This window comes from Bradyrhizobium sp. AUGA SZCCT0160 (genome assembly GCF_018130105.1).
Lineage (GTDB): Bacteria > Pseudomonadota > Alphaproteobacteria > Rhizobiales > Xanthobacteraceae > Bradyrhizobium.
Genome location: NZ_JAFCMD010000031.1, coordinates 34,874 through 56,801 on the forward strand (window position 1 = coordinate 34,874; position 21,928 = coordinate 56,801).

16 protein-coding genes are annotated in these 21,928 nt (G+C 64.0%); 9 read left to right on the top strand and 7 right to left on the bottom strand.

Annotation, left to right across the window (positions count from 1 at the left end; translation table 11 throughout):
- Positions 1-14 precede the first annotated feature (14 nt).
- The 3 genes from JQ558_RS33650 to JQ558_RS33660 are packed head-to-tail and all read left to right on the top strand — an operon-like array spanning position 15 to position 1,872.
- On the top strand, positions 15-665 hold the full coding sequence (locus tag JQ558_RS33650; protein WP_249142754.1) for a GNAT family N-acetyltransferase: 651 nt from the start codon (positions 15-17) through the stop codon (positions 663-665).
- A gap of 14 nt (positions 666-679) precedes the next feature.
- Entirely contained in the window at positions 680-1,414 is a 735-nt protein-coding gene (locus JQ558_RS33655) for an SDR family NAD(P)-dependent oxidoreductase (protein WP_212208565.1), read from the top strand.
- A 59-nt stretch (positions 1,415-1,473) separates the two neighbouring features.
- Positions 1,474-1,872, top strand: coding sequence for a CsbD family protein (locus JQ558_RS33660; RefSeq protein WP_212273419.1), 399 nt, complete (start codon positions 1,474-1,476; stop codon positions 1,870-1,872).
- Positions 1,873-2,101: 229 nt separating this feature from the next.
- On the opposite strand, the gene JQ558_RS33665 is transcribed toward JQ558_RS33660, so the two are convergent.
- Both JQ558_RS33665 and JQ558_RS33670 read right to left on the bottom strand, forming a co-directional pair.
- On the bottom strand, positions 2,102-3,829 hold the full coding sequence (locus tag JQ558_RS33665; protein ID WP_212296433.1) for an SGNH family hydrolase: 1,728 nt from the start codon (positions 3,827-3,829) through the stop codon (positions 2,102-2,104).
- Positions 3,830-3,988: 159 nt separating this feature from the next.
- Positions 3,989-5,413 carry a lytic murein transglycosylase gene (locus tag JQ558_RS33670; RefSeq protein ID WP_212296434.1) on the bottom strand — a complete coding sequence of 475 codons (1,425 nt, stop codon included), beginning with the start codon at positions 5,411-5,413 and terminating at the stop codon, positions 3,989-3,991.
- A 225-nt stretch (positions 5,414-5,638) separates the two neighbouring features.
- On the opposite strand from JQ558_RS33670, the gene JQ558_RS33675 reads away from it, so the two are divergent.
- Complete coding sequence (locus JQ558_RS33675; RefSeq protein ID WP_212208561.1) at positions 5,639-6,517, top strand: UTP--glucose-1-phosphate uridylyltransferase; 879 nt, start codon at positions 5,639-5,641, stop codon at positions 6,515-6,517.
- A 266-nt stretch (positions 6,518-6,783) separates the two neighbouring features.
- Here JQ558_RS33675 and JQ558_RS33680 read toward each other — a convergent pair whose 3' ends face one another.
- Complete coding sequence (locus JQ558_RS33680; RefSeq protein WP_212296435.1) at positions 6,784-8,277, bottom strand: diguanylate cyclase; 1,494 nt, start codon at positions 8,275-8,277, stop codon at positions 6,784-6,786.
- Between the two features lie 130 nt (positions 8,278-8,407).
- Here JQ558_RS33680 and JQ558_RS33685 point away from each other — a divergent pair, with 130 nt between their 5' ends.
- The 5 genes from JQ558_RS33685 (at position 8,408) to JQ558_RS33705 (ending at position 12,589) form a co-directional block, all read left to right on the top strand.
- Positions 8,408-8,665, top strand: a complete 258-nt coding sequence (locus tag JQ558_RS33685; protein ID WP_212208559.1) for a hypothetical protein — start codon at positions 8,408-8,410, stop codon at positions 8,663-8,665.
- A gap of 204 nt (positions 8,666-8,869) precedes the next feature.
- Positions 8,870-9,364: a copper chaperone PCu(A)C gene (locus JQ558_RS33690; protein ID WP_212208558.1), complete on the top strand. Its 495-nt coding sequence runs from the start codon at positions 8,870-8,872 to the stop codon at positions 9,362-9,364.
- Positions 9,365-9,539: 175 nt separating this feature from the next.
- The gene (locus JQ558_RS33695) at positions 9,540-11,327 is read left to right on the top strand and encodes a PQQ-dependent dehydrogenase, methanol/ethanol family (RefSeq protein ID WP_212296436.1); all 1,788 of its coding nucleotides are present in this window, start codon (positions 9,540-9,542) and stop codon (positions 11,325-11,327) included.
- 93 nt (positions 11,328-11,420) lie between these two features.
- Entirely contained in the window at positions 11,421-11,945 is a 525-nt protein-coding gene (locus JQ558_RS33700; protein WP_212296444.1) for a c-type cytochrome, read from the top strand.
- Positions 11,945-12,589 (top strand): hypothetical protein, encoded by a 645-nt coding sequence (locus JQ558_RS33705; protein WP_249142755.1) that lies wholly within the window; start codon positions 11,945-11,947, stop codon positions 12,587-12,589. The genes JQ558_RS33700 and JQ558_RS33705 overlap by 1 nt, the downstream gene beginning before the upstream one ends.
- Before the next feature lie 31 nt (positions 12,590-12,620).
- Here JQ558_RS33705 and JQ558_RS33710 read toward each other — a convergent pair whose 3' ends face one another.
- The 4 genes from JQ558_RS33710 to JQ558_RS33725 all read right to left on the bottom strand — a co-directional run bounded on the left by JQ558_RS33710 (position 12,621) and on the right by JQ558_RS33725 (position 20,718).
- Positions 12,621-14,123, bottom strand: a complete 1,503-nt coding sequence (locus JQ558_RS33710; protein WP_212296437.1) for a L,D-transpeptidase family protein — start codon at positions 14,121-14,123, stop codon at positions 12,621-12,623.
- Positions 14,120-14,776 carry a L,D-transpeptidase gene (locus JQ558_RS33715; RefSeq protein ID WP_212296438.1) on the bottom strand — a complete coding sequence of 219 codons (657 nt, stop codon included), beginning with the start codon at positions 14,774-14,776 and terminating at the stop codon, positions 14,120-14,122. Before JQ558_RS33715 ends, JQ558_RS33710 begins: the two co-directional genes overlap by 4 nt.
- Before the next feature lie 214 nt (positions 14,777-14,990).
- Entirely contained in the window at positions 14,991-16,832 is a 1,842-nt protein-coding gene (locus JQ558_RS33720) for a M48 family metallopeptidase (RefSeq protein WP_212296439.1), read from the bottom strand.
- A 688-nt stretch (positions 16,833-17,520) separates the two neighbouring features.
- Positions 17,521-20,718 (bottom strand): acetoacetate--CoA ligase, encoded by a 3,198-nt coding sequence (locus JQ558_RS33725; protein ID WP_212296440.1) that lies wholly within the window; start codon positions 20,716-20,718, stop codon positions 17,521-17,523.
- Between the last annotated feature and the right edge of the window lie 1,210 nt (positions 20,719-21,928).

The window sequence follows — 21,928 nt, forward strand, 5'->3', positions numbered from 1 at the left end:
GCGGAATTTGTGCATTGCGTTGCAGGATTGACAAGGCTGGCACCGATCCGCAGACAGGTCAAACCAGAGCGTTTTCCAGCGAAGTGGACTCCGGTTCGCGTGAAGAAAACGCGTCAAAACAAGATTCTGCAGTAACAGGTGCAACGTTGGCCAATATTCCCGGACTGCAAATTCGCCGCCTGCAGATTTCGGACGCCGCGCTTTACCGGGACATCCGGCTGGAGGCGCTGCAGAAAAATCCTGAAGCCTTCGGCAGCACGTTCGGACGCGAAAGCGCAGAGCCGCTGTCGTGGTTCGAGGCGAGGCTCGGGGCTGCGGATATTTTCGCTGCGTTCCTCGATGGCACGCTCGCCGGAATAGCCGGATATTCCGCGCAGGAAAATTTGAAGCAGGCGCACAAGGGACGCCTCTGGACCATGTATGTCCGGGCGGCGGCGCGGAACATGGGGCTTGGAAAAAGCCTGGTTGCGGCGGTGCTCGACCATGCGCGCGGGCGCGTGGAGCTGGTGCAGCTGACTGTGGTGAGCGAGAATGAAAGCGCGCGAAAACTTTATCGCGCGATGGGTTTCGTCGAATACGGCTATGAAAAGCAAGCCCTCAAGCACAACGGGCGATATTACGACGAGGTTCTCATGGTCAACTTCCTCGATGAGAGCTCAAGCTAGAAAGGATGCAGGCGATGAACGAACTCGATTTCAGCGGCAAGCAGGTGCTGGTGGTCGGTGGCTCCAGCGGGATCGGCAACGGCATCGCGCAGGCGTTCCGCGCCAAGGGGGCGCGGGTTGCGGTCTGCGGCACCCGCGCCAAAGCGGCGGATTATTTCGCCGGCGAAGGATCGGACCTTCAAGGCCTCGAATATGCGCAGCTCGACGTCAGCAACGCGCAGGCGATCGAGCAGTTCAAGCCGTCGTTCGACGGCCTCGACGTGCTGGTGCTGGCGCAGGGCGCGGTGATCTACCGGCGCGGCGAATTCGAAATGGATGGCTTTCGCAAGGTGCTCGAGGTCAATCTGATGAGCCTGATGGCGTGCGCGACGAAATTCCACGCGATGCTGAGCGCCAGCAAGGGATCGCTGATCATCGTCAGTTCGACCGCGGCCTATCATTCGACCATGGGCAATCCGGCCTACAACGCCTCGAAGACCGGCGCGGTCGGCTTGACGCGCACGCTGGGCGAGGCCTGGGCCGAGAACGGCATCCGCGTCAACGGCATCGCGCCGGGGCTGGTCGACACCAAGATGACCAAGGCGACGACGGCAAATCCGAAGCGGCTTGAAGGCGCGCTTGAACGGATTCCGCTGAAGCGTCTCGGCACCCCCGCCGACATGGCCGGCGCCGCCTTGTTCCTGGCGTCGCCGCTGGCGTCCTATGTCATCGGCCAGACCATTGTGGTCGATGGCGGGCTCATACTTTAGGCATCAGGAACCTCGACGCGTCTCGTCGGTTACTTCCTCTGAAACAGGGAGTGATCGTGATGGACAAGGATCGAATTGCAGGTTCAGCCAAGGATTTCGCCGGCAAGGTCGAAGGCGCTGTCGGTAGCATGACGGGCGATGCCAAGACGCAAGCCGAGGCCCGCGCGCGCGAGGCCGCAGGCACCGTGCAGAATTTGTACGGTCAGGCCAAGGACGCCGCGCGCGACGCCACCGATGCGGCGGCCAACTACGCCAAGGATGCCGTGGATACCGTCAAGGACGCCTACGACAACAGCGGCGACACCATCCGCGACGGTCAGAAGGCGATGGCGAAAACCGTGCAGGACAATCCGCTCGGCGCGCTTCTGGTCGCAGGCGGGATCGGATTCGCCCTGGCGCTGTTGATGACCCGTCAACCGCGCCGCCCGCCGCCATCGCGCTGGCGGTATTACGGCTGAGCCTCACACTGTCGCTCCGTCATCCCCGGGGTGAACGCAATTGCGTTCACCCGTAGGTGCGCTCAGCGGCGCAATTGCGCTGCAGACTTGCGCGCCTCGAAGGATGAGTACGGCCCGTGGCCCATCTTGGAGGCTCGCTTCGCTCGCGCCTCCAGCGACAATGGCGAAGCCATTGCGCGGGGATGACGTGCGAGCCAAGCCACACCGTCCATCTGCGTGGGAATGGCGTCTATCTCATGAACGCGCCTGCCGGGGCTTCTGCCGCTCGTCCGACGTTACCCGGCGGGCGCGGCACGCCCGGCGCGATGGGTCCAGGCGCGCGTGGCGGCGCTGGTGCAATCTGGCGCGGCGGCGCACCGAAGCCGCCGAAGAAATCGCGCAATGCCGGCTGTTCGGTCTGCGCGGGACGGAATTGCCGCTTCGGCGCGAGGGGTTTCGGCGGCGCGGCGGGCGCGGCTGCCGGGGCCGTACCGTCAGGTGAGGTGGCCGCGACCGGCGATTCACCCTTGGCTTGGTCCTTGCTTGGTTCCTTGCCCGGTTCTTTGGCCTGTTCGCGGCCGATCTCGCGGCGCGGCCAGGCGAAATCATCGGCGCGGCCGGCCGGCGCCGCCAGCGGCTCGCCCTTCACCAGCGTCCTCGCGGCAAGCGCATCGACCGCGGCGGGACGCGTGCCCGGTCCGCCGAGCAATTGATCGGTACCGACGGAGGAGGCCACCAGCGGCAAGATAGGTCCGGCCAGTGGCCGCGGCGCCGGCTGGCCCGGCACGGCATTGGCGTCGGGCGTCGCCGGTTCGACCGGCAGTGCGATCGGTCCCGAGCGCGAAGCCAGGAGGCGGGTGACTTCACGCTCGACATAATGCGCGAGCTTGCGCGCGCCGGGCTTGGTGAAATACACGCCGTCATAGGAACGCAGCTGGCGGATCTGGCCTTCGAAGTCGGGGCCCTTCTGCAGGAAGCGGCCGGCCTCGTCGACAAAGCCATCCCAGATATCGACATAGGTGATGCCGGCCTTGGCTGATGCGTCGCGATAGAGCGCATTGAGGAACAGCGAGTCGGACGTGCCCTTGACGCCCCGCACCGCTGGCAGACCGACCCACAGCACCGGCACGCCCTTGGATTTCAGGATGCCGATCATCTCTTCGATTTTCTTGGCGTAGAGTTCGACCCAGCGCTCGTCGCGGAATTCGTAGAGCCCGCCCGCCGATCGCGAATTCTTCTCCGGCGCTGCGGTCTGCGGCGCATCGCTGTCGGCGTCGTCGGCCGCTTCGGCATCGGCCGGCTTGTCATCCGGCTTGGCGGCGGTCTCCGCCGAGCCTTCCGGTTTCGCGCCGGGCTTGGCATCGGGTTTGGCGTCGGCCGGTTTGGCGGTCTTCTTGTCGTCTTTCTTCTCGTCTTTCTTCGTTTTGTCGACCGCGGGCTCGCGCATCGCGACGCGGTCGTTGAGGCCGAGCATGACGACGATGGCGTCCGGCTTCTCGTTGGCGAGGATGCTGCGGGCGGCGGCGGCCCAATCCGACGGTTCGCCCTTGGGCTGATATTTGATCAGGCCGGACACGGTCCGGTGCTTGCGGATCACGCCCATGTCGGGCTGTTCGGAGTAGGCGTCTTCCAGGCCGTAGGCGAGCCAGTCCGCCATCGCATCGCCGAGCACCAGCACGTTACGTTCCGGAGCGGTATCGCGCTTGGCGGGCGCCGGCGCCCTGGAAAAATCCTGGCGTGGCGCTTGTTGCGGGGCCTGCTGCTGGAACGGCGCAAAGAAGTCGCCGCCGAACCAGCCGCCGCCATTGTTGCGCGGCGCCTGCCGCTGCTGCTGCGGCGGACCGCCGAAGCCTCCGAAATTGAAAAACTGCGCCGACGCCGGTCCCGCGATCCCGATCAACAGCGCGATCGCCACCGCCACCGCCGTCAGCGGACCGGTTTCGGTGAACACGCGGAAAAAGGACTTTGGCTTCGACATCCGGCTCGATCGCAATGCTCGTGAAGGTGTCAGCTATAATAGCGGAATCAGGCCGCAAGCGGGCATATTCCTTGCCATAAATCGGGCAACCGCCACCCCCGTCAAGGGCGGCACGAAAATGTGCGCTACAGGGTTACTTTTGGGGACCAAAACGCTGTTTCAGCGCCCCCGCAGCCGGTCCAGCACGTCGGAGGAGGCGAAACCGTCCGCAGGGGCCCCGATCGAGGCCTGGAAGCCGCGCAGCGCCTCGCGGGTCATGCCGCCGAACTGGCCGTCCGGGGTGCCCCGGTAGAAGCCGCGCTGGGCCAGCAGCTGCTGCAGCTCCAGCCGCTCGGCCCGCGACAGCACCCGTTCCTGTCGCGGCCAGGGCTGTACGAACGGCGCGCCGCCGCGCAGGCGGTCGGCGAAATGCCCGATCGCCAGCGCATAGGCCTCGGCCGGGTTGTATTTCATGATCACCCGAAAATTCTGCAGCATCAGGAATCCCGGCCCGTCAGCCCCGGCGGGCGCCAGCAAATAGGCCTTGTCGGCTTGATTGCCGAACGGCTTGCCGTCGGCGCGTCTGAGGCCCTGCTGTTCCCACTGCGCGATCGGCATCGCCTTGGCCTTGTCGGCCAGCATGAAGTTGAAACCCTTGGGCAGCACGACCTCGTAGCCCCAGGTCTGGCCGGACTGCCAGCCGTCTTTCCTGAGGTTGTTGGCGGTCGAGGCGATCAGGTCGGCCGGATTGTCGACGACGTCGCGGCGGCCGTCGCCATCGGCATCGACGGCGTAGCGCTTGAAGGCGGTCGGCATGAACTGCGTCGGCCCGAACGCGCCGGCCCACGAGCCGCGCATCTGTTCGGGACGCAGGTCGCCGCGGTTCAGGATCTCCAGCGCGGTCAGGAACTCGTCCTTGAAATAGCCCTGGCGGCGGCCGATGCAGGCCAGCGTCGCGGTCGAATTGAGCACGTTGCGATCGCCCATCTGCGTCGAGTAGTTCGATTCGATGCCCCAGATCGACGCGATGGCGTAGCGGTCGACGCCATAGGCTTTCTCCACCGCGTCGAATTGCGGTTTGTACCTGGCGAGGATCTCGCGGCCCTTGGCGAGCCGGTTGTCGTTCACGAGGATGTCGAGATAGTCCCAGATCGCCTTGGTGAATTCGGGCTGCGAATCCATCAGGTCCATGATGCGCAGGTCGGGCGAAAGGTCCGCGGTGAAGCGTTCGAAATTCGCTTGCGTCACGTGACGCCGTGCGGCATCGGGCCACATCGAAGCGACGCAGTTGGGAAAATTCGCCGCCGCCTGCCGGATCGCGTTTGCGGTCATCAGTGGATGGCCCGAACCGCCGTCTTCGCCGCTCCAGGGCGGCGGTGCGGATGGTGCTGATGGCGCGGAGGGGACGCCTTCCGGGGCAGGTGCTGCCTGCGCCTGCGGCGAGGTGGCTGATTTCTGGCCGAAGATGTTGCCGAGGAAGTTCGAGACGCCGTTGTTGCCGGATGATTGGGCAAAAGCCTGGGTGCAAAAAGCAGCATGCAGCAGCGTCACCGCAATGATGATCGCGGCGGTCCGGTAGGTCACCGCGGTTCCCGTCCAACGCATGTCGTCTCCGCCCTCCAACGTCCCCGTTTCACAAGGCCCTGTCACGGTTTCCAACAGCTTAACAGAGGCCGGAATTTGTTGCTTTCCCTGTTCCGCCGCAAGGGGGCGCAAAGCGGGATGCAGACTTTGTTGCACCACACATCCGCCTTTGTTCCCGGCTGCAAACGGGCTACCAACGTCCATCAGACGCATACTCCTCACGCTTAAGGGACTTCCGATATTCCCATGAAAATCCGCAAAGCCGTCTTCCCGGTCGCCGGTCTCGGCACCCGCGTCCTGCCCGCCACCAAAGCGATGCCGAAGGAAATGCTGACCATCGTCGACAAGCCGCTGATCCAGTACGTCTATGACGAGGCCAAGGAAGCCGGCATCGAGCATTTCATCTTCGTCACCGGGCGCAACAAGGGCGTGATCGAGGACCATTTCGACCGCATGTTCGAGCTCGACACCACGCTCGCCGCGCGCGGCAACAAGAAGGCCGAGCAGGACATCCTGGCGCGCGACCAACCCGCCGCCGGCGCCACCAGTTTCACCCGCCAGCAGGCGCCGCTGGGTCTCGGCCATGCGGTCTGGTGCGCGCGCGACATCGTCGGCGACGAACCGTTCGCCGTGGTGCTGCCGGACGAACTGGTGCTGAACACGCCGGGCTGCCTCGCGCAGATGATCGAGGCCGCCAGCAAGCTCGGTGAGAAATCCAACGTGCTCGCGGTCGAGGCGGTGCCCGAAGACATGACCCATCAATACGGCATCTGCGGCGTCGGCAAGCGCACCGGCAAGATGTTCGAGGTCGACGGCATGGTGGAGAAGCCGGCCAAAGGCACCGCGCCGTCAAATCTGTCGATCACCGGGCGCTACATCCTGCAGCCGGAGATTTTCAAGATTCTCGAGACCCAGGAGCGCGGCGCCGGCGGCGAGATCCAGCTCACCGATGCGATGCGAGCGCTCGCCAACACACAAAAATTCTACGGCCTGGAGTTCGAGGGCGAGCGGCACGATTGCGGCTCCAAGCCCGGCTTCCTGCGCGCCAACATCGCCTACGGCATGGCCCGCGCCGATCTGCGCGACGGCCTGCGCGCGGAGATGAAGAAGTATCTGGAGAAGTGACTTCAAAAGCGCACGCGCTTTTGAAGTCATCCCGGGGCGCATCGAAGATGCGAACCTTAGATGTGCAATTGCACATCGAGGGATCTCGAGATTCCCCGGTGCGCAATTGCGCACCTGAGGTCTGGTCCTACGGACCATCCCGGAATGACGAACTCTCAAGTTACGACCGTCATTGCGAGGAGCCCTTGCGACGAAGCAATCCATGCTTCCTCTGCGGCGCTATGGATTGCTTCGCTTCGCTCGCAATGACGGGGATAGGGCTTGCCTCAAGCCACCATCGCCAGTTTCGGAACGTTGGCGACCACGGTCTGGTTGCGGCCATTGGCCTTGGCGGCATAGAGCGCCTTATCGGCGGCCGCGATCAGGTCGGGCCAGTCCAGCCCGGCTGATGGCATCATGCTGGCGACGCCGATGCTGACGGTCGTGACTTCTTCGTCAGACCAATGCGCGACCTTGTGCCGGATGTTTTCGGCGACCGCGAGCGCCTCGGTGACCGAGAACCCCGGCAACAGCACCGCGAATTCCTCGCCGCCGAACCGCGCTACGCAATCGCCGGCGCGCCTGACCGAGTCGGAGATGCAGATCGCAATGCCGACCAGCACCTGGTCGCCGGCCTGGTGGCCATAATTGTCGTTGTAGGATTTGAAGTGATCGGCATCGATCATCAATAGCGCGACCGGCGTTCTGCCGCGCACCGCGCGCCGCCACTCCGTATCGATCTCGAGATCGAACTTGCGCCGGTTCTTCAGGCCGGTGAGCGCGTCGGTGGTGGCGAGTTCCTCGAGCCTGTCCTCGGCCTGGGCGCGGCGGCTGATTTCGCGTCCGAGGAAGAAGGTGGTGCCAAGTACGAACAGGATCAGCGCGGTCATGATGGCGCCGATCCGGATCACTTCCCGTTGCCAGACGCGGAAGATGGCTTCGAGCGGTTTTCCAACCACGACATACAGCGGACCGCTGCTGTCGCGCCGGACATAGAGCCGGGGTGTCGCATCGACGGGGCCTTGTCCGGCATAGGATCCGGTGGGCTTCAGATTGTTCGCGCTCCAGCTTCGCACCGTCGCGAGGTTCTTGCCGATGATGTCGAGGTTGAACGGCTTGCGCATGATGACGGTGCGGTCGCGGCGCAGCACGGTGATCGTATCGTCGGGACTGAGGTTGAGGCGGTCGAACAGTTCATGGAAGTAGCTGAACCGGATCGAGCCCGCGGCCACGCCGAGAAAGCGGCCTTCGGCGTCGGAGATGCGCCGGCTCAGCACGATCGAATAGGCTCCGCGATGCAGCATCGGGCGGCTGACGAACAGGCCCTCGTCCGGATTGCTCCGATGGACCGCAAAATATTCCTCATCAGCGCGGTTCTCCGGCCGCGGGTCGAGCGAGGACGCATCGATCCACAATCGCCCTGACGCGTCGAATACCTGGATCGCGCCGAAATGCTTGGCGGAGGCGGCGCGGTCGAACAGGATCAGATGGCGGATTTCCTTGTTGACGTCCTTGAGCTCCGGCATCACCAGATTGCTGGCGACCGCGCGCAGCGACAGGTCGTAGAGTTCGATGTTGCGTCCGATATCGGCGTCGATGCCGGCGGCGAGGTTTTCGAGCGTCTGGCGCGCCAGCTCTTCCTCGCCGCGCCGCATCTCCAGCATCACGTTGGCGCAGATCGCGGAAAAGCCGATCACGGTGGCCACGGAGGAGGCGATCAGCAATTTTGCTGATAGCCGCCAGCGCCTTCTGGCCATGTCTTTTCGCCGTCCGAACAGCATCGTCCGCTCCCAATCCCCTGAAATGCGCCGGGAATCGTTGCAGCGGCCTTAAATGGCGACAAGGATGCGCCGATCGGTTAACGCTTGGTTGCCGGGATCGGCGGCTTTGCGCAAAACTACGGGGACACGGGTGAACGATTACGATTTGCTGCGGGACTATCTGAAGAAGCAGACGCTGCCCGAATTCGTGCTGACCTTCGAACAGATCGAGGAGATCATCGACGCCGCGCTGCCGCGCGCGGCGCACCGGGCCTCGTGGTGGGAAACCGAGCGTAGCCCGCAGGAGAAGATGCCGCAGCGCGAAGCCTGCCTCGAGGCCGGCTACATCGCGACAAGGCAGGCGGACGGCAAGAGCGTGAAGTTCAAGAAGATGAAGGTGAGGAGATAGCTCGCCGCCCGCATCCTCGTGATGGTCTATCGGCTGAAGGGATCATCTCGACACGATTGGTATGAAATACGCCACGCGAGCGAGTTGCTGGAATCATTTTCCACACGCGGCCCTATCGCCGCCCCAATTTAGGAAGAATTGGAATACCCAAGGGCGTAATCTAAAACGCAAGAAACAAGAAAAGATCGTGGGAGGATGGCGCCGATGAATCGGACCGCCTGTTCCTTTGGACATCCCTCGCCTGCAAGTTCCCGATGGCCGCTGCTCGCGGTTGGACTTGCCGCCGGGCTTGGGCTGAACTTTGGGCTGACGCCCGGCTTCGCCGCTGCCGGTGATGCGCTCCAGGTGACCGACGCCCGGGTGGCCGCGTCCGACGAGATCGGCATCAATCTTCCGCTGCTGATGACGATCAAGAACGATGCGGCCGAAGCCGACGCCTTGCTGCGCGTCCGCTGTCCGTTTGCGAATTTCTCCGAGAAAAACACCGTCGATCGCGGCGAAGGCGCACCCGCCAAGCGCGAGATCAAGTCGATCCCTATACCGCAAGGCAAGACCATCGAACTCAAGCCGGACGGCTATCACGTCATGCTGCTGCAGACGCGGCAGAAGCTCGTTGCCGGCGAGGCCTTCACCTGCACCGTCGTCTTCCAGAAGGCCGGCACCAAGGAAACGGAGGTGCAAATTTCGCGAACGCCCTGATCGCGACAGCGCAGCGGTGAAGCTCTGAACAGGGCCCGTCGGCGGGACGCCCGGACAGACCGGACGTTTGATCCGACAACAACTGCCGACAAGAACTGCCAACAAGCAAGAACTGCCAACAAGAATGCCAACATGAACTGCCAACAACAACCTGCCAACAAGGAAGGCAATAATCATGGAGCGATCTTCAGGTCCCACGAAAGTGTCAACGCGAGCCTGTTTGCTTGCCGTTGCATTGGCTGCCGCAGGCGCTGCGAGCGTAAAGCCCGTCTTTGCCGCGGACGAGGTCAATCAGGAGCGGCTGCTCAACGTCGACAAGGAAGCCGGCAACTGGCTTCATCATCATCAGAATTATGCGGGTCACCGGTTCTCCACGCTGAAGGAGATCAACCGCGACACGGTGAAGAACCTGAAGGTCGCCTGGACGTTGCACCTGGGCGGCATCGAGCCCGGCGGCATCTGGAGCCATGGCGGCCTGGAAGGCACGCCGATTGCCGAGAACGGCTTTCTCTACGTCACCGATGGATGGGGCTCGGTCTACAAGATCGATGCGCATGGCGGCCGCGGCGCACTGGTCTGGAAGATGGATCCGAAGACCGACCGTGACTGGGCCGGCGCCGTCGCCTGTTGCGGCGTCGATAATCGCGGCGTCGCGTTGTGGGGCGATCTCGTGATTTCTCACACGCTGGACGGCCGGCTGATCGCAACCAAGAAGGATTCCGGCCAGGTCGCCTGGCAGCGCTCCGTGGCCGATCCGGACAAGGGTGAGGTCATCACCGGCGCGCCGCTGATCGTCAAGAACATGGCGATCACAGGCGTGGCCGGCGCGGAATACGGTATCCGCGGCTGGATCGCCGCCACCGATCTGTCGACCCAGAAGGAAGTCTGGCGCACCTATACGATCCCCGGCAAGGGCGAGCCCGGCAGCGAGACTTGGAAGGACAACAACAACGCGATGGCCGCCGGCGGCGGCTCGACCTGGGTGACCGGCACCTACGATCCCGCGACCGACACCATCATCTGGGGCGTCGGCAATCCCGGGCCGGATTGGGATAATGCGTATCGGCCGGGCGACAACCTCTACACCGACAGTTCGCTGGCGCTCGACGCCGATACCGGCAAGATCAAGTGGCACTATCAACACACGCCGAACGATCCCTACGATTACGACAGCGTGGCGGAAAACGTGCTGGTCGATATCCCCGGGCCGAGCGGTCCGCGCAAGCTTGCGCTCGAAGCGGACCGCAACGGCTTCGCCTATGCGATCGATCGAACCAACGGCAAATTCGTTTGGGGCCTGCCGTTCGTCAACAAGGTCACATGGACCAAGGGGCTCGACCCGGAGAGCGGCAAGCCGATCGAGTATGACCCGAACAAGTCGGTGCAGACCTATATCGCGTCGGTGACGCCGAGCCGCACCAATATGGAAACCGACATCTGCCCCGGCAACATGGGCGGCAAGAACTGGCCGCCGACCGCCTACAATCCGGACCTCAAGCTCTGGTACATCCCGGTGATCGAAAGCTGCAACCGCATCAAGGTTGAGGTGATGACGCCGGACAAGCTGAAGCCGCGCGAGTTCTGGACCGGCGGTGGCCCGAGCCAGCCCTTCAGGATCACCGGCAGCGTCACGGCGATCGACGTCACGACCGGCAAGATCGCCGGCAAGCTGGAAACGCCGTTCCCGAATCTCGGCGGCATGCTTGCGACGTCCGATCTCGTCTTCACCGGCCAGCCCTCCGGCGAGGTGATGGCGCTTGATGCCAAGTCGTTGCAGAAGCTCTGGGAGTTCAACACCGGCGGCGGCGTCAACGCACCGCCGATGACGTTCTCGGTCGACGGCAAGCAATATCTCGCCATCCTCGTCGGCCTCGGCGGCGCCTGGGACAAGTGGTTCATCGATTCGACGCCCGAACTGAAGAAGATACAGCCGGGATCGATGCTCTACGTCTTCGCGCTCTGACATTCCCCGAAGGAGGGCCTGCCTCTGGCGGGCCCTCCCGTTTCCCCGACAAGAGACGCCATGATGATGTCAAACAAACTGCCGGCGGCGGGCATGCTGCTCGTCAGCGTCGTCGCGCTGAATTTTTCTGCCTATGGTCAGTCGGCGCAGGCGACGGCTTCGGATCCGACCAACGCCGGCAAGGCGGTGTTCGGTCGCGCCAACTGCATGGGCTGCCACAAATGGCACGGCAATGGCGGCGGCGGTTACGGCGGCGATGCGCTGTCGCTGCGCAGGACCGAGCTGACGCGCGAACAGATCATCGAGACCGTCGGCTGCGGACGGCCGGGCACCGGGATGCCGTTCTTCGTGCGCGGCGCCTACGATGAGGTGAAATGCTTCGACATGACCCGCCAGGATGCGGGGGCACAGATGCCGCCCGAGGGCGGATCATTCCTGCGGCCGAAAGATATCGAAGCCGTCGCCGATTACGTGATCGCCCACATCAAGGGGGCGGGCGAGCCCACTTACGCCGAATGCGTCGCCTTCTTCTCGAGTTCGTCGCGGGTCTGCGACGTCTACAAGGCCGAGGCGCAAAAGCCGGATCACGCGACCGCCAACACGGGGAAGAGCCAGTGATGAACAGATTGAAGCTATCGGGCGTTGTTGCTGCGGGCTTGCTCTGGCAGGCGGTCGCATTGGCGCACTCTCCGGCACGAACGGAAGAATTCGGCGGCAACGACCTGCGTGACATCCGCCTCGGAATGTCCGCGGGCGAACTGCCGGAAACCGGCTATGTCGATTTTGCTTGCGCCGATGATCCGAAGCGAACGCTGACCGGGTGGAAGAACTGGCGCGACTGTTCCGCCGACGCGAAGGCGATGCGGGCGATCCGGTTTGGCTACGATCCCTTCACCAGCCGCGACGGCACGATGGTGGCGGGCCATCCGGCGATCCTGACCCTGCTGATCGACGACACCGGCCACGTCGCCGGCTTGCAGATCGAGACCGATCCGAAGGCGCGGCTCTATATCCGGAAGAAGGCATTCCTGCTCGGGATCCAGGCCAAGTCACGCTACGGGCCGGAGGGGTGGAATTGCAGCGAAGGTCAGCCCGATGCGGGAGACCAGCCGGTCGGCGGCGTCTACCTGAAGGAGCGCTGCACCAAGACGATCAGCGGCCGTTCGCTCACCGTCGAACGCAACCTGTTCCGCCGGCCCGATCAGGACATCAAGAACTTCGTCGACGAAACGCGGATCAGCATCGTGCGAGCCAGGGAGTAGGGAGCAAACTTCGGCCGCGCAAAGAACGGTCTCACCAGGCAGAAAAGCTGTTCCCGAACGGCGAGCCCCAAAAAGGCGAGCTGCGTGGGCGCGCGTAGCGAAAATCGGTCCCCGGACTGCGTCGCCGTTTCTTGATGCCGCCTTGGGGCTCGCCGCTCAACAGCACCACGAACTCCGTACCCTTGCCGGTTTCCGTGCTCAACGCCTCGTCCGTGACGATCAGGGAAGATCGCGGCGTCATGTTGCCGATGCGATCCAATGCGTCCTGCGGAATGCTGATGCGGTCGAGCGCAGCCTTTGCGCTGCCGGGGTCCGTCGGCACCGGCTCAGCGTCGCGATCACGCTTCGCACGCGCCCGGTCATCCGGCTCAAGCGTGGCGCCGGGTGGACGACCGCCGCCCATTGAGACGGCGCTCCATCGCAACCTGGTATCGTCGCTCGAGCGCTCGACGGCGGTGAAGACATGCGTGCCGATAGGACGATCGGGATCCGCGACCGTCACCTCACTTTCATGGATGGGCTTGAATGCCTGACGGACGTAAAGCCGCTGGGTCTTGCGGCTGATCAACACCGATATCGGCTGCAGTTCGCGTTCGGCCTGGCGGGCCGCCTCGGCTGCCGCGGCCCGCGCCGTCTCCGCCGCGGCGGCAGCTTCGCGCGCAGACGTGACCGCATCGAGCCTCGATTGCAGGTCCGCGCTGGCGGCGTCCGATTGCAGCTGCAGCTCGGCGACCCTGACGGCGGCCTTTGCCTTGTCATCCTCAGCCTGCTCCTTTGCCTCCGCCGAGCCGGGAGCGCCGAGTCTGGCCTCGGCAGCCGCCAATTGCACCTCGGCTCTGCGCTTTTGATGTTCCGCCGCGCGAACCGGCTCCCTGGCGCGCGAGGCCTCCCGGAACGCCGTTTCCGCGGCGAGCCTCGCCTGGGCCGCTTTCCTCGCCGCCTCCTGCGCCTCTGCGGTGCGGACGGCGGCCATGGCGCCGGCACCCGGCTTGGGTTGGAACAGCAGCGGATGGGCAAGCTCAATGGGCGCAACATCGGTTGGCGCCACGATCACACGCATGCCCATCTTGGTCGCGTCGAACAGGCGCTCGGCGAAGTCGAATGGCAACCGGATACAGCCATGGGACGCCGGACGCCCCGGCAGGACACCGCCATGCAGTGCGATACCCGACCAGGTGATGCGTTGCATGTGCGGCATGTAGGCATCGTCATACAGGTTCGAGTAATGCTCCTCGACTTTCTGGATGACGCTGAAGATCCCGGCGGGCGTCTCGCGTCCCTTCGAGCCGCTCGACACTGGCGCCCGCAGGATCCACCCCTTGGCGTCGTAGACGGTGATCCGCTGGTCGCGGAGCGAAACGATGGCGATCAGCGGCTCGCTGGCACTGCGCGTCTCGATGGACTCGATCAGGCGTTCGCCGCTTCTGGCACGCGCATCGTCCCCTGCCGCGATCAGCACGGCCAGACCCGCAACGGCAAGCCACACGGGCCGCAGCCGCGTCCGCCTGTGCTTCGGGTTCAAACGAGACGTCATGCGCGTCCCGCGACAGGGCCCATCCACGCGGTCCGCCCGGGCGGGAGGACGACGACGATCGCGCCTGGCTGCACCCGATTCACGAGATCGATGACATCCTCGTTGGTCATGCGGATGCAGCCGGACGAGATGGCGTGGCCGATATATTCCGGCTGGTTGGTGCCGTGGATACGGTACAGGGTGTCCTTGTTGCCCTCGTAGAGGTAGATCGCCCGCGCGCCGAGGGGATTAGCCGGACCGCCGGGAACGCGCTTGGGGTAGGGGCCGAGCCTGGCCTGGATCTCCGCCGTCGGGATCCAGTCCGGCCATTCAGCCACACGGCCAACCGTTGCGACGCCGGACCAGGCCAGCGCTTCCTCTCCCACCGTCACGCCATAGCGGATCGCCTTGCCTCCCGGCAGAACGTAATACAGATAGCGCGCGCTGCTATCGACCAGGATGGTGCCCGGCTGCTCCTTGCGCATGTAATCGACAATATGCCGGCGATAGGTCTCGGGAATGCTGGCCTGCGCATAAGGCGTGTGGGCCAGCAGCTGCCGGTCCCTCGGGGTCAAACCGGCATTCGACGACGGCGCGAGCGTCGATTGCATGCAGCCGCCGAGCACAAACCCGAGCAGCCCCAAAAGCAACAACGCCAGCCCGGACCTCGGCATGGCCTGTCCCTCCAAAGCGTTACATTGGCCATCTGCTTCTCAAAAAGTGCAGAAATCAAGGCGTCGCTGGAAAGTAACCGTGCAATAACGAGATCAGGTGCCTGTCGATGGAATCGCGCTCAGAAAAAGGAAGATAACGACCTGCGTGCAGAAACAGCTCGCGTCCCGGGACGCCTCATTCGATCATCTCATCGCCACGAGTGAGGTGCTCGCTTCAGAGATTCGAAATCTGCAACAGCTTGCGGTCGCCGATCCAGGTTCTGGCAAGGTCGGCCTCGGCCTTGCGGGCTGCGGAGCCATTACCGCGTGACTTGTGCAGTTCCGCGAGCCCGTAATACGACCAGCCATTGGCGGGTGCCCGGCTGAGCGCGCGCTGGAATTGCCGCTCCGCCTCGGCGTAACGGCCGGCCTGCAGCAGGACGGCGGCAAGCGACTGCCGGATCGGATAATACCAATAGGGCGGCTCGGTGTAGGCTAGGTTGTCCTGCAATGCCGCCGCCCGTTCGAACCGGATGATGGCGGTACGATAGTCGCCCTTGGCCTGGGCTACGCGTGCGAGGACCACCGTGCGCGCGATGCGGAGCACCTCCTGCGCCGGGATGCCTGAATCCGTCAGCAGCTTGAAGTCCGCGGTGCGCTCGATCGTCTCGATGGCGCTGGCTGCGGCAGTAGCGCCCGCGAAGTCACGGTTCGCCACCAGCGCGACGCCGCGCACGTAGAGCCACATCGCCTTGACATAGGGGATCGCATCGCCGGGATCTTGCAGCGCCAAAATGGTCTCCGGCGTGCTGAACTGCGCGTGCGCGAAGTATGGCGCCGCCTTGACCGGCTGCACCATCGCAATGCCCTTGGCTGCCTCGCTGGGAATGAGCTGGCCGAGCTTCTCCGCAGCCGCAATCACGGTCGGGCCGTCGCCGGCCATCTGCGCCGACGCCATCACGAAGTGCACGTTGTGCGGATAATAGCCGAGCCTGTAGACGCCCATCGGCGCGTTGGTCTCGGTCAGGTATTTTTCGTCGACCTTGACCGCGGTCTTGTTGTCTTCCAGCGCGTCGAGATAGCGGCCGACCCGATAATAGATATGGCTCGGCATGTGCACGAGATGGCCTGCGCCGGGAACCGCGCCGCGCAACTTGTCGGCATAGGGCTCGGCGCGCTTGGGCCGGTCCGACGCCTCGACGGCATGAATATAAAGGTGAATAGCGCCGGCATGATTGGGATTGCGCGCCAGCACGCGCTCCAGCGTCGGCACGATCGCCACGCTCTGTGGCTTGGCGTCGCGGCCGCCCGGCTTCCAATAGTCCCAGGGGCTGAGATCCATCACCGCCTCGGCATAGAGCGTGGCAATCTCGTCGTCTTCGGCAAACTGTTTTGCTGCCTTCGCCATTTCGGCCGCGTAGGCCGCGTCGAGTGGTGCGCGAGCGGCCTTGGGGTCGCTGCCGTAGCGCACCGCGATGGCGCCGATCAGCGCCTGCTCACGCGGGCTCGCTTTGCCGGCCAGCGTCTTCGCCTTCTGCGCGGCGTCATAGGCTGGCGCGACCGCGTCTTCCGGCATCGGGAGATTGATGTTGGGACCGAGCACCAGCGCCTCGCCCCAGAAACACATGGCGCAGTCAGGGTCGAGTTTTTGCGCCATGCGAAACGCGCGTCGCGCCTCATCGTGATTGAAGGCGTAGGCGAGACGCAGGCCCTGATCGAAATAAGCCTGCGCGCGCTCGTTCGCGGTCGTGACCTTCCAGGTGGTGGAGCCGATGCCGGTCCACAGCGGCGGCTCGGTGTCCGCAAATGCCGGCGCGGGGCTGGCTGCGCTCATCCCGGCGCGCGGCACTTCCGTCTGCACCAGGCGAAACATCATGTTCGGCCGGGCGGTTCCCGTCGGCGGCCCGCAGGTCGGAATATCGGCGTGGGCGATCGGCAGCGAGACATCCACGGCGGTTGCGCGTGCGTCCGCGAGAATAAAACCGCCCCCGGCCAGCAGCGTCGCCAGTGCCGTGCCGCCCAGTGCAGCAAGACTTACGGAAACCAGCAGGCTTTGCGATTGCGTGAATGTCGCCATGGTGGGCTCCAAAATCGGGCGGAGAAAAAAGCTGCCGGATCTGGGGCTTCAGCGGGTCGTCGGAACTGGATCCAAAGAGGCCCTGAAACGAATTTTCAGACGTTTCCGTCCGTTCTGCAAGACGACTGCAATGTCTGTAGCTGCGACACGTTAGCGTCGGCGGACGGCTCGCCGCAATGGGTCAGCGGTGCTGCTCTTCCGCTTCGGGCACCGCGGAACAAGCTCGAGAAGGCAGCCGCCAAGAAGCTGCCGACTGCAGTTCGCTAAGTGAGCACCAAAGCCATAAGGCCTGAGCACAGCAGGACGATACCTGCAGCGGTGACAGCAAGAAACGCGTATGAGGCAAATTCGTCGCCCATAGTGCACCTGTAAAACAGTCGTGCCGTCGAACTTTGCAGGAACGGCTGATGCACAAGTTACCGGGAAATCGTGTTGGGCAGATTTCGAGCTGGCGACAAAATGACTTCAGGACAGTTTCGTGGATCGTTACCGATGAAGTTTAACGACTCAAGCGCGATCCAGAGTGGGTGGCGTCGCTTCTTCGACATGGAGCGCAGCGCACACGATCTCAGATGCGCAACTGCGCGTCGGGGGACCGATACGCCGCTGCCGACGTAGGCGTTACGTCCGCTTTGGTGCGCATGACGGACTCAAGCATGGAATTGCCGAGGTCCGAAATGTGCCAAAATCAGATGGGCAGGAGCACGATTTCCGAATATAGCCTGTCGAGTTCACCGGCAGCGATCGACGCGGAGCGGTAACAGTTGCTCACCGGGAGCAGCACGCCCCGTGGCCGGACAGGAAAGAGCCGCGCGTCCGCCACGAGCGCTGCCGTCCGCTGTCGACGCAGGATCGTCAGCTTGACGCGCTCGAGATGCCGCAACAGCAATTCCGGTGCACTACAATGCAGGATGTCCGAATAGGGGATTCGCAACGGCAGAACTCGCGCCAGTCCTCCCAGTCGGCCCGCTGCAACACGGTGAATGCGGCGCTTCACCACGAGATAGGCATAATCGGACCCGTCGCTGACGGTTAGCTGCAGGCAGTCATACCGCGCGTGATCGTCGAAGATCTGTCGTTGTTCGCCGGTCAGCCTCTCGCGGACCACGGCCGGATCGAAGCTGATGACCGGCCGGTTCGGCCCAAACATCGTCTCGGCCTGTAGCAACGGAAGCATGGCGATCCTGTGCGACTCCAGCGGCTTGAAACGCTGCGCCATGAGGGCAGTCCAAGAGATCGGCTGTGGGGTGAAGGAGGTGTAGGTGAGCTGCGCGCCTTCCAGCTGCGAGGCAAGCAGGGCCATGCCCCAGCCGCGGTACTGCGCGTGTACGACCCAGGAAGACAGATTGCAGACGAGCACTGCCTCCCCGTTCACCTGACGCCGGGCGGTAACAGCTCCGATGAAGCCGACGACTGCGTTGCGGTCGAGGAGTATGAAGCCGCGCCCGTGATCGGACCACTCATGCTCGAACAACCGACGCCACGTCGCGGCATTGATGCCCGAGTCGCGGAAGGATTCCTCAAGGAAGCGGCAGATCGGCTCCCAGTCCTCCGGACCCACGGCACGAAGATGCGGGCCGGACTGACCAAACTGCTGCGCCGTCATTGCCTCCTCGCCGCCGGAGAGGACCGTGATCAAGCCTTCGATCGAGGGCGCCGCCAGAAAGGCCGAGGGGGCCACGGGACGCCCAGCATAGCTCTCGATCTCGAGCAGCAGGCTCAGCAGTGCCAGCGAGTCCGCACCGAGGCCAAGAAGATTGTCGGACCAGCCGATGGGCGCGACGCCCAGCACGCGCTCGCAGATCGCCTGCAGCTCCTGTGGTAGCCGCTCAGGGTCCGGGATCACCCCACGGCCTGGCGGCGGCCCCCGCGGCACCGTGACGGCCGGAGGCGCCCGGAGAACCGGATGCGTGGCAATGGCATCGAGGCATTCCGGGTTCTGCAGGGCAGCTCGGTTCCGTACAGGGCGGCCATTCACCGCATCGCGCGCCGCGGCTTCGGACCGCTTGCCGTTGAAGGTGACAGGAAGCGCCTCGACCTGTGCGATGCGCGCCGGCACGAAGGCGGCGGAGCCGCAGCGCGCAAGCTCCGAGCGGATGTGCTTCGCCAGCATGTTGTCGAGCATCAGGCCTTCGCGCAGCACGATCAGGAGAACCATGCGCGTGCCACCGGGCTCCTCCTCTGCCTGCTGCTCGACCGCCATCGCCTCGAGGATCTCCTCGGTGTGATCGAGGATGCGGTAGATCTCTGCGGTGCCGATGCGGATGCCGCGTACATTGAGGACCCCGTCGGAACGGCCATGCAGCCGCCAACCGCCATGGGGCGTGGCCTCGATCAGGTCGCCATGCGTCCAGAAGCCGGGGTTCTGGGCGAAATAGGCGGCATGGAAGCGTGTGCCGTCGGCATCACCGTGAAAGCCGAGGGGGCGCGAGGGAAAAGGGTTGGCGCAGACCAGCTCGCCGATCAGTGCCTCCGGATTGTCAGGCGGCGGCAGCGAGCGGACATCGAGGCCGAGGCTGCGGCACTGTGCCTCGCCGCGATGAACGGGCAGGTTCGGATTGCCCAGGACAAAGCAGCCGATGATGTCGGTGCCGCCTGAGATCGACTGCAGCGGCATCGCCGCCTTCACCTGATCGCGGACCCAGTCGTACTGGCGGGGATGCAGGATGGAGCCGGTGGAGAGCACAGCCCGGAGCGCAGAAAGGTCGAACACCCGGCCCGGCGAGAAGCCCCCCTGCTCGCAGAAGTGCAAATAGGCAGGATTGGTGCCGAAGACGGTCACGCGCTCCTCGGTGACGATCCGCCAGAAGGTGTCCGGCCCTTCGAGCGGCCCATCGTAGAGGACGAGCTCCGTGCCGGAGGCCAAGGCAGAGAGCTGCCAATTCCACATCATCCAACCGCAGGAGGTCTGGAAGAACAGCTTGTCGCCCGGCCCGAGATCACAGTGCAACCGGTGCTCCTTCACATGCTCCAGCAGCGTGCCGCCGGTGCCGTGCTGAATGCATTTCGGCGCGCCCGTGGTGCCGGAGGAAAACATCGTGAACAGTGGCTGGTTGAACGGATGGCGCAGCCAGCCGGGTCGGGCGTCGCGGCCAACGGCATCGCGGAGCAGATCGGCGAACCTGTGCAGGGGCACCGTCCTCTCGCCGGCGGGAAACGAGCCGTTGTCCAACGCGACGATCGCGGCAAGGCCCGGCAGACCGGCCGCCGCGCCGGCGACGCGCTCGGCGACGGCGACGCCCGGATCCCATGGCTCCGCCCGGAGACAGCCGAACAGCACCACGGGCTCGAGAGGGGCGAAGCGCGCGAGGATGGCGGGCACGCCCATGTCCGGCGCGCAGCTAGCGAAAGTCGCGCCAATGGCAGCGGTGGCCAGGGCGGCAATGACCGCCTCGGCATTGTTGCGTCCGATCGCCGCGACATGGAGGCCAGGGCGCACACCCAGCCGCTGCAGCGAGGTCGCCAGCCGGGCGACCGCGATGCGCAGTGCGCCCCGTGTGAACCGGTCGCGGCTGCCGCCAGCGTGACAGGCCGTCAGGACCGTCTGGTCGGGACTGCCGGCGAGGAGGCACTCGGCGTAATTGAGACGGAGATCCGGGAAGAAGCGGGCGGTCTCGCAGGCATCGCCGACGCAGACCGGCTCGAGCGCGCCGTGCCGGGGCAGGTCGGACCACTCCAGGAAGAGGCGCCAAAAATTGCGGAACTCCGCCACCGAGAAGCGGTCCATCGCGGAATGGTCAGGCAAGTGCTGTCCGGTCCGGACCTCGCACCATTGCATGAAGGCCGTCAGTTGCGAATGCGCGACGGCCTGATCATCGGAGCGGAGCGCCGCTTCCTCGAAACTCTCATGAAAAGACCTTGCGCTATTGGTCAGAGGCAACTCCATGGCGCCCTCCCCCTGAAGCGCTAACACTATAATTGGGAAGAAGTGGTAGCGAATTGGGAAGAAGGTAATGGCAGATAAAATCCGTAGGTAATCATTTAGCGGTACTCGCGCAGGCATGAGCCTTGTCTTCATCGCCTCAGCGAGTGTCTCGCGCATCTGAATAAGAATTGTGAGTGCGCGCTTCCCTCAAAGCCCAGTTCACTCCCGGAGGTGCTGAGCGGTTGGGTCGCCTTTTACTCTTGGGAGGGAGACCGACAGCGCGCCAGCTTTGCCGTCCATCACCAGCTTGCAATCGAATTCCGTGCCGGCAGCGCGCAGCTAAGTCCGCTTCTGGTCGGTCGCTGACTTGGGCAGCTTCGGGTCATTTGGAGACAACAATGTTTGTGACCGTGGGGTCTGCCTTACTCCGTTGATAGGACATCGTTTGCTTTGCGCACCGCGGAACAAGCTCGAGAAGGCAGCCAGGAAGCTGCCGACTGCAGTTCGCTAAGTGAGCACCAAAGCCATAAGGCCTGAGCACAGCAGGACGATACCTGCAGCGGTCACAGCAAGAAACGCGTTTGAGGCAAATTCGTCGCGCATAGTGCACCTGTGAAACAGTCATGCCGTCGAACTTTGCAGGAACGGCTTGACGCACAAGTTACCGGGAAATCGCGTTGGGCAGATTTCGAGCTGGCGACAAAATGACTTCAGGACAGTTTCGTGGATCGTTGCCGATGAAGTTTAACGACGCAAGCGCGATCAGGAGTGGATGGCGTGGCTTTTCGACATGGCGCGCCGCGCACGCTGGCTGGCAGACATGCTCACGTCGGCCGCCGACGCGGCGTCATGCAATCTGCACGGGGGTGCGACAAATCAACCCGACGGGCAAATCAGTTCTGATTTGCGGAAATCGTGTCAAGCCCCAGAATAAAAAATATTTCTGTTTACCGGAAGGCAAATCAGGGATATGTGTTTGCCCATCCCGTCCTACTCAGAAGGGCGTCGGCCGTCGTCACGGACGTTGGGCGGGTTGCGGTGGACGCTGGTTTACGCTGAGACGATGGCGTGGATAGGCGTACGGCAAAACCGTGTGGTCCTGGCGCCCGTTGCTGGCGTCAAGCTGTCGGGTAGGCGAGAGCTGAACCGGCGGTGACGGAGTCAACCAAGAACTCGTCTCCGGGGAGATCACGGCATAAGCCGTAAAGCCATTGCGCAGGGAAGGCCGGGT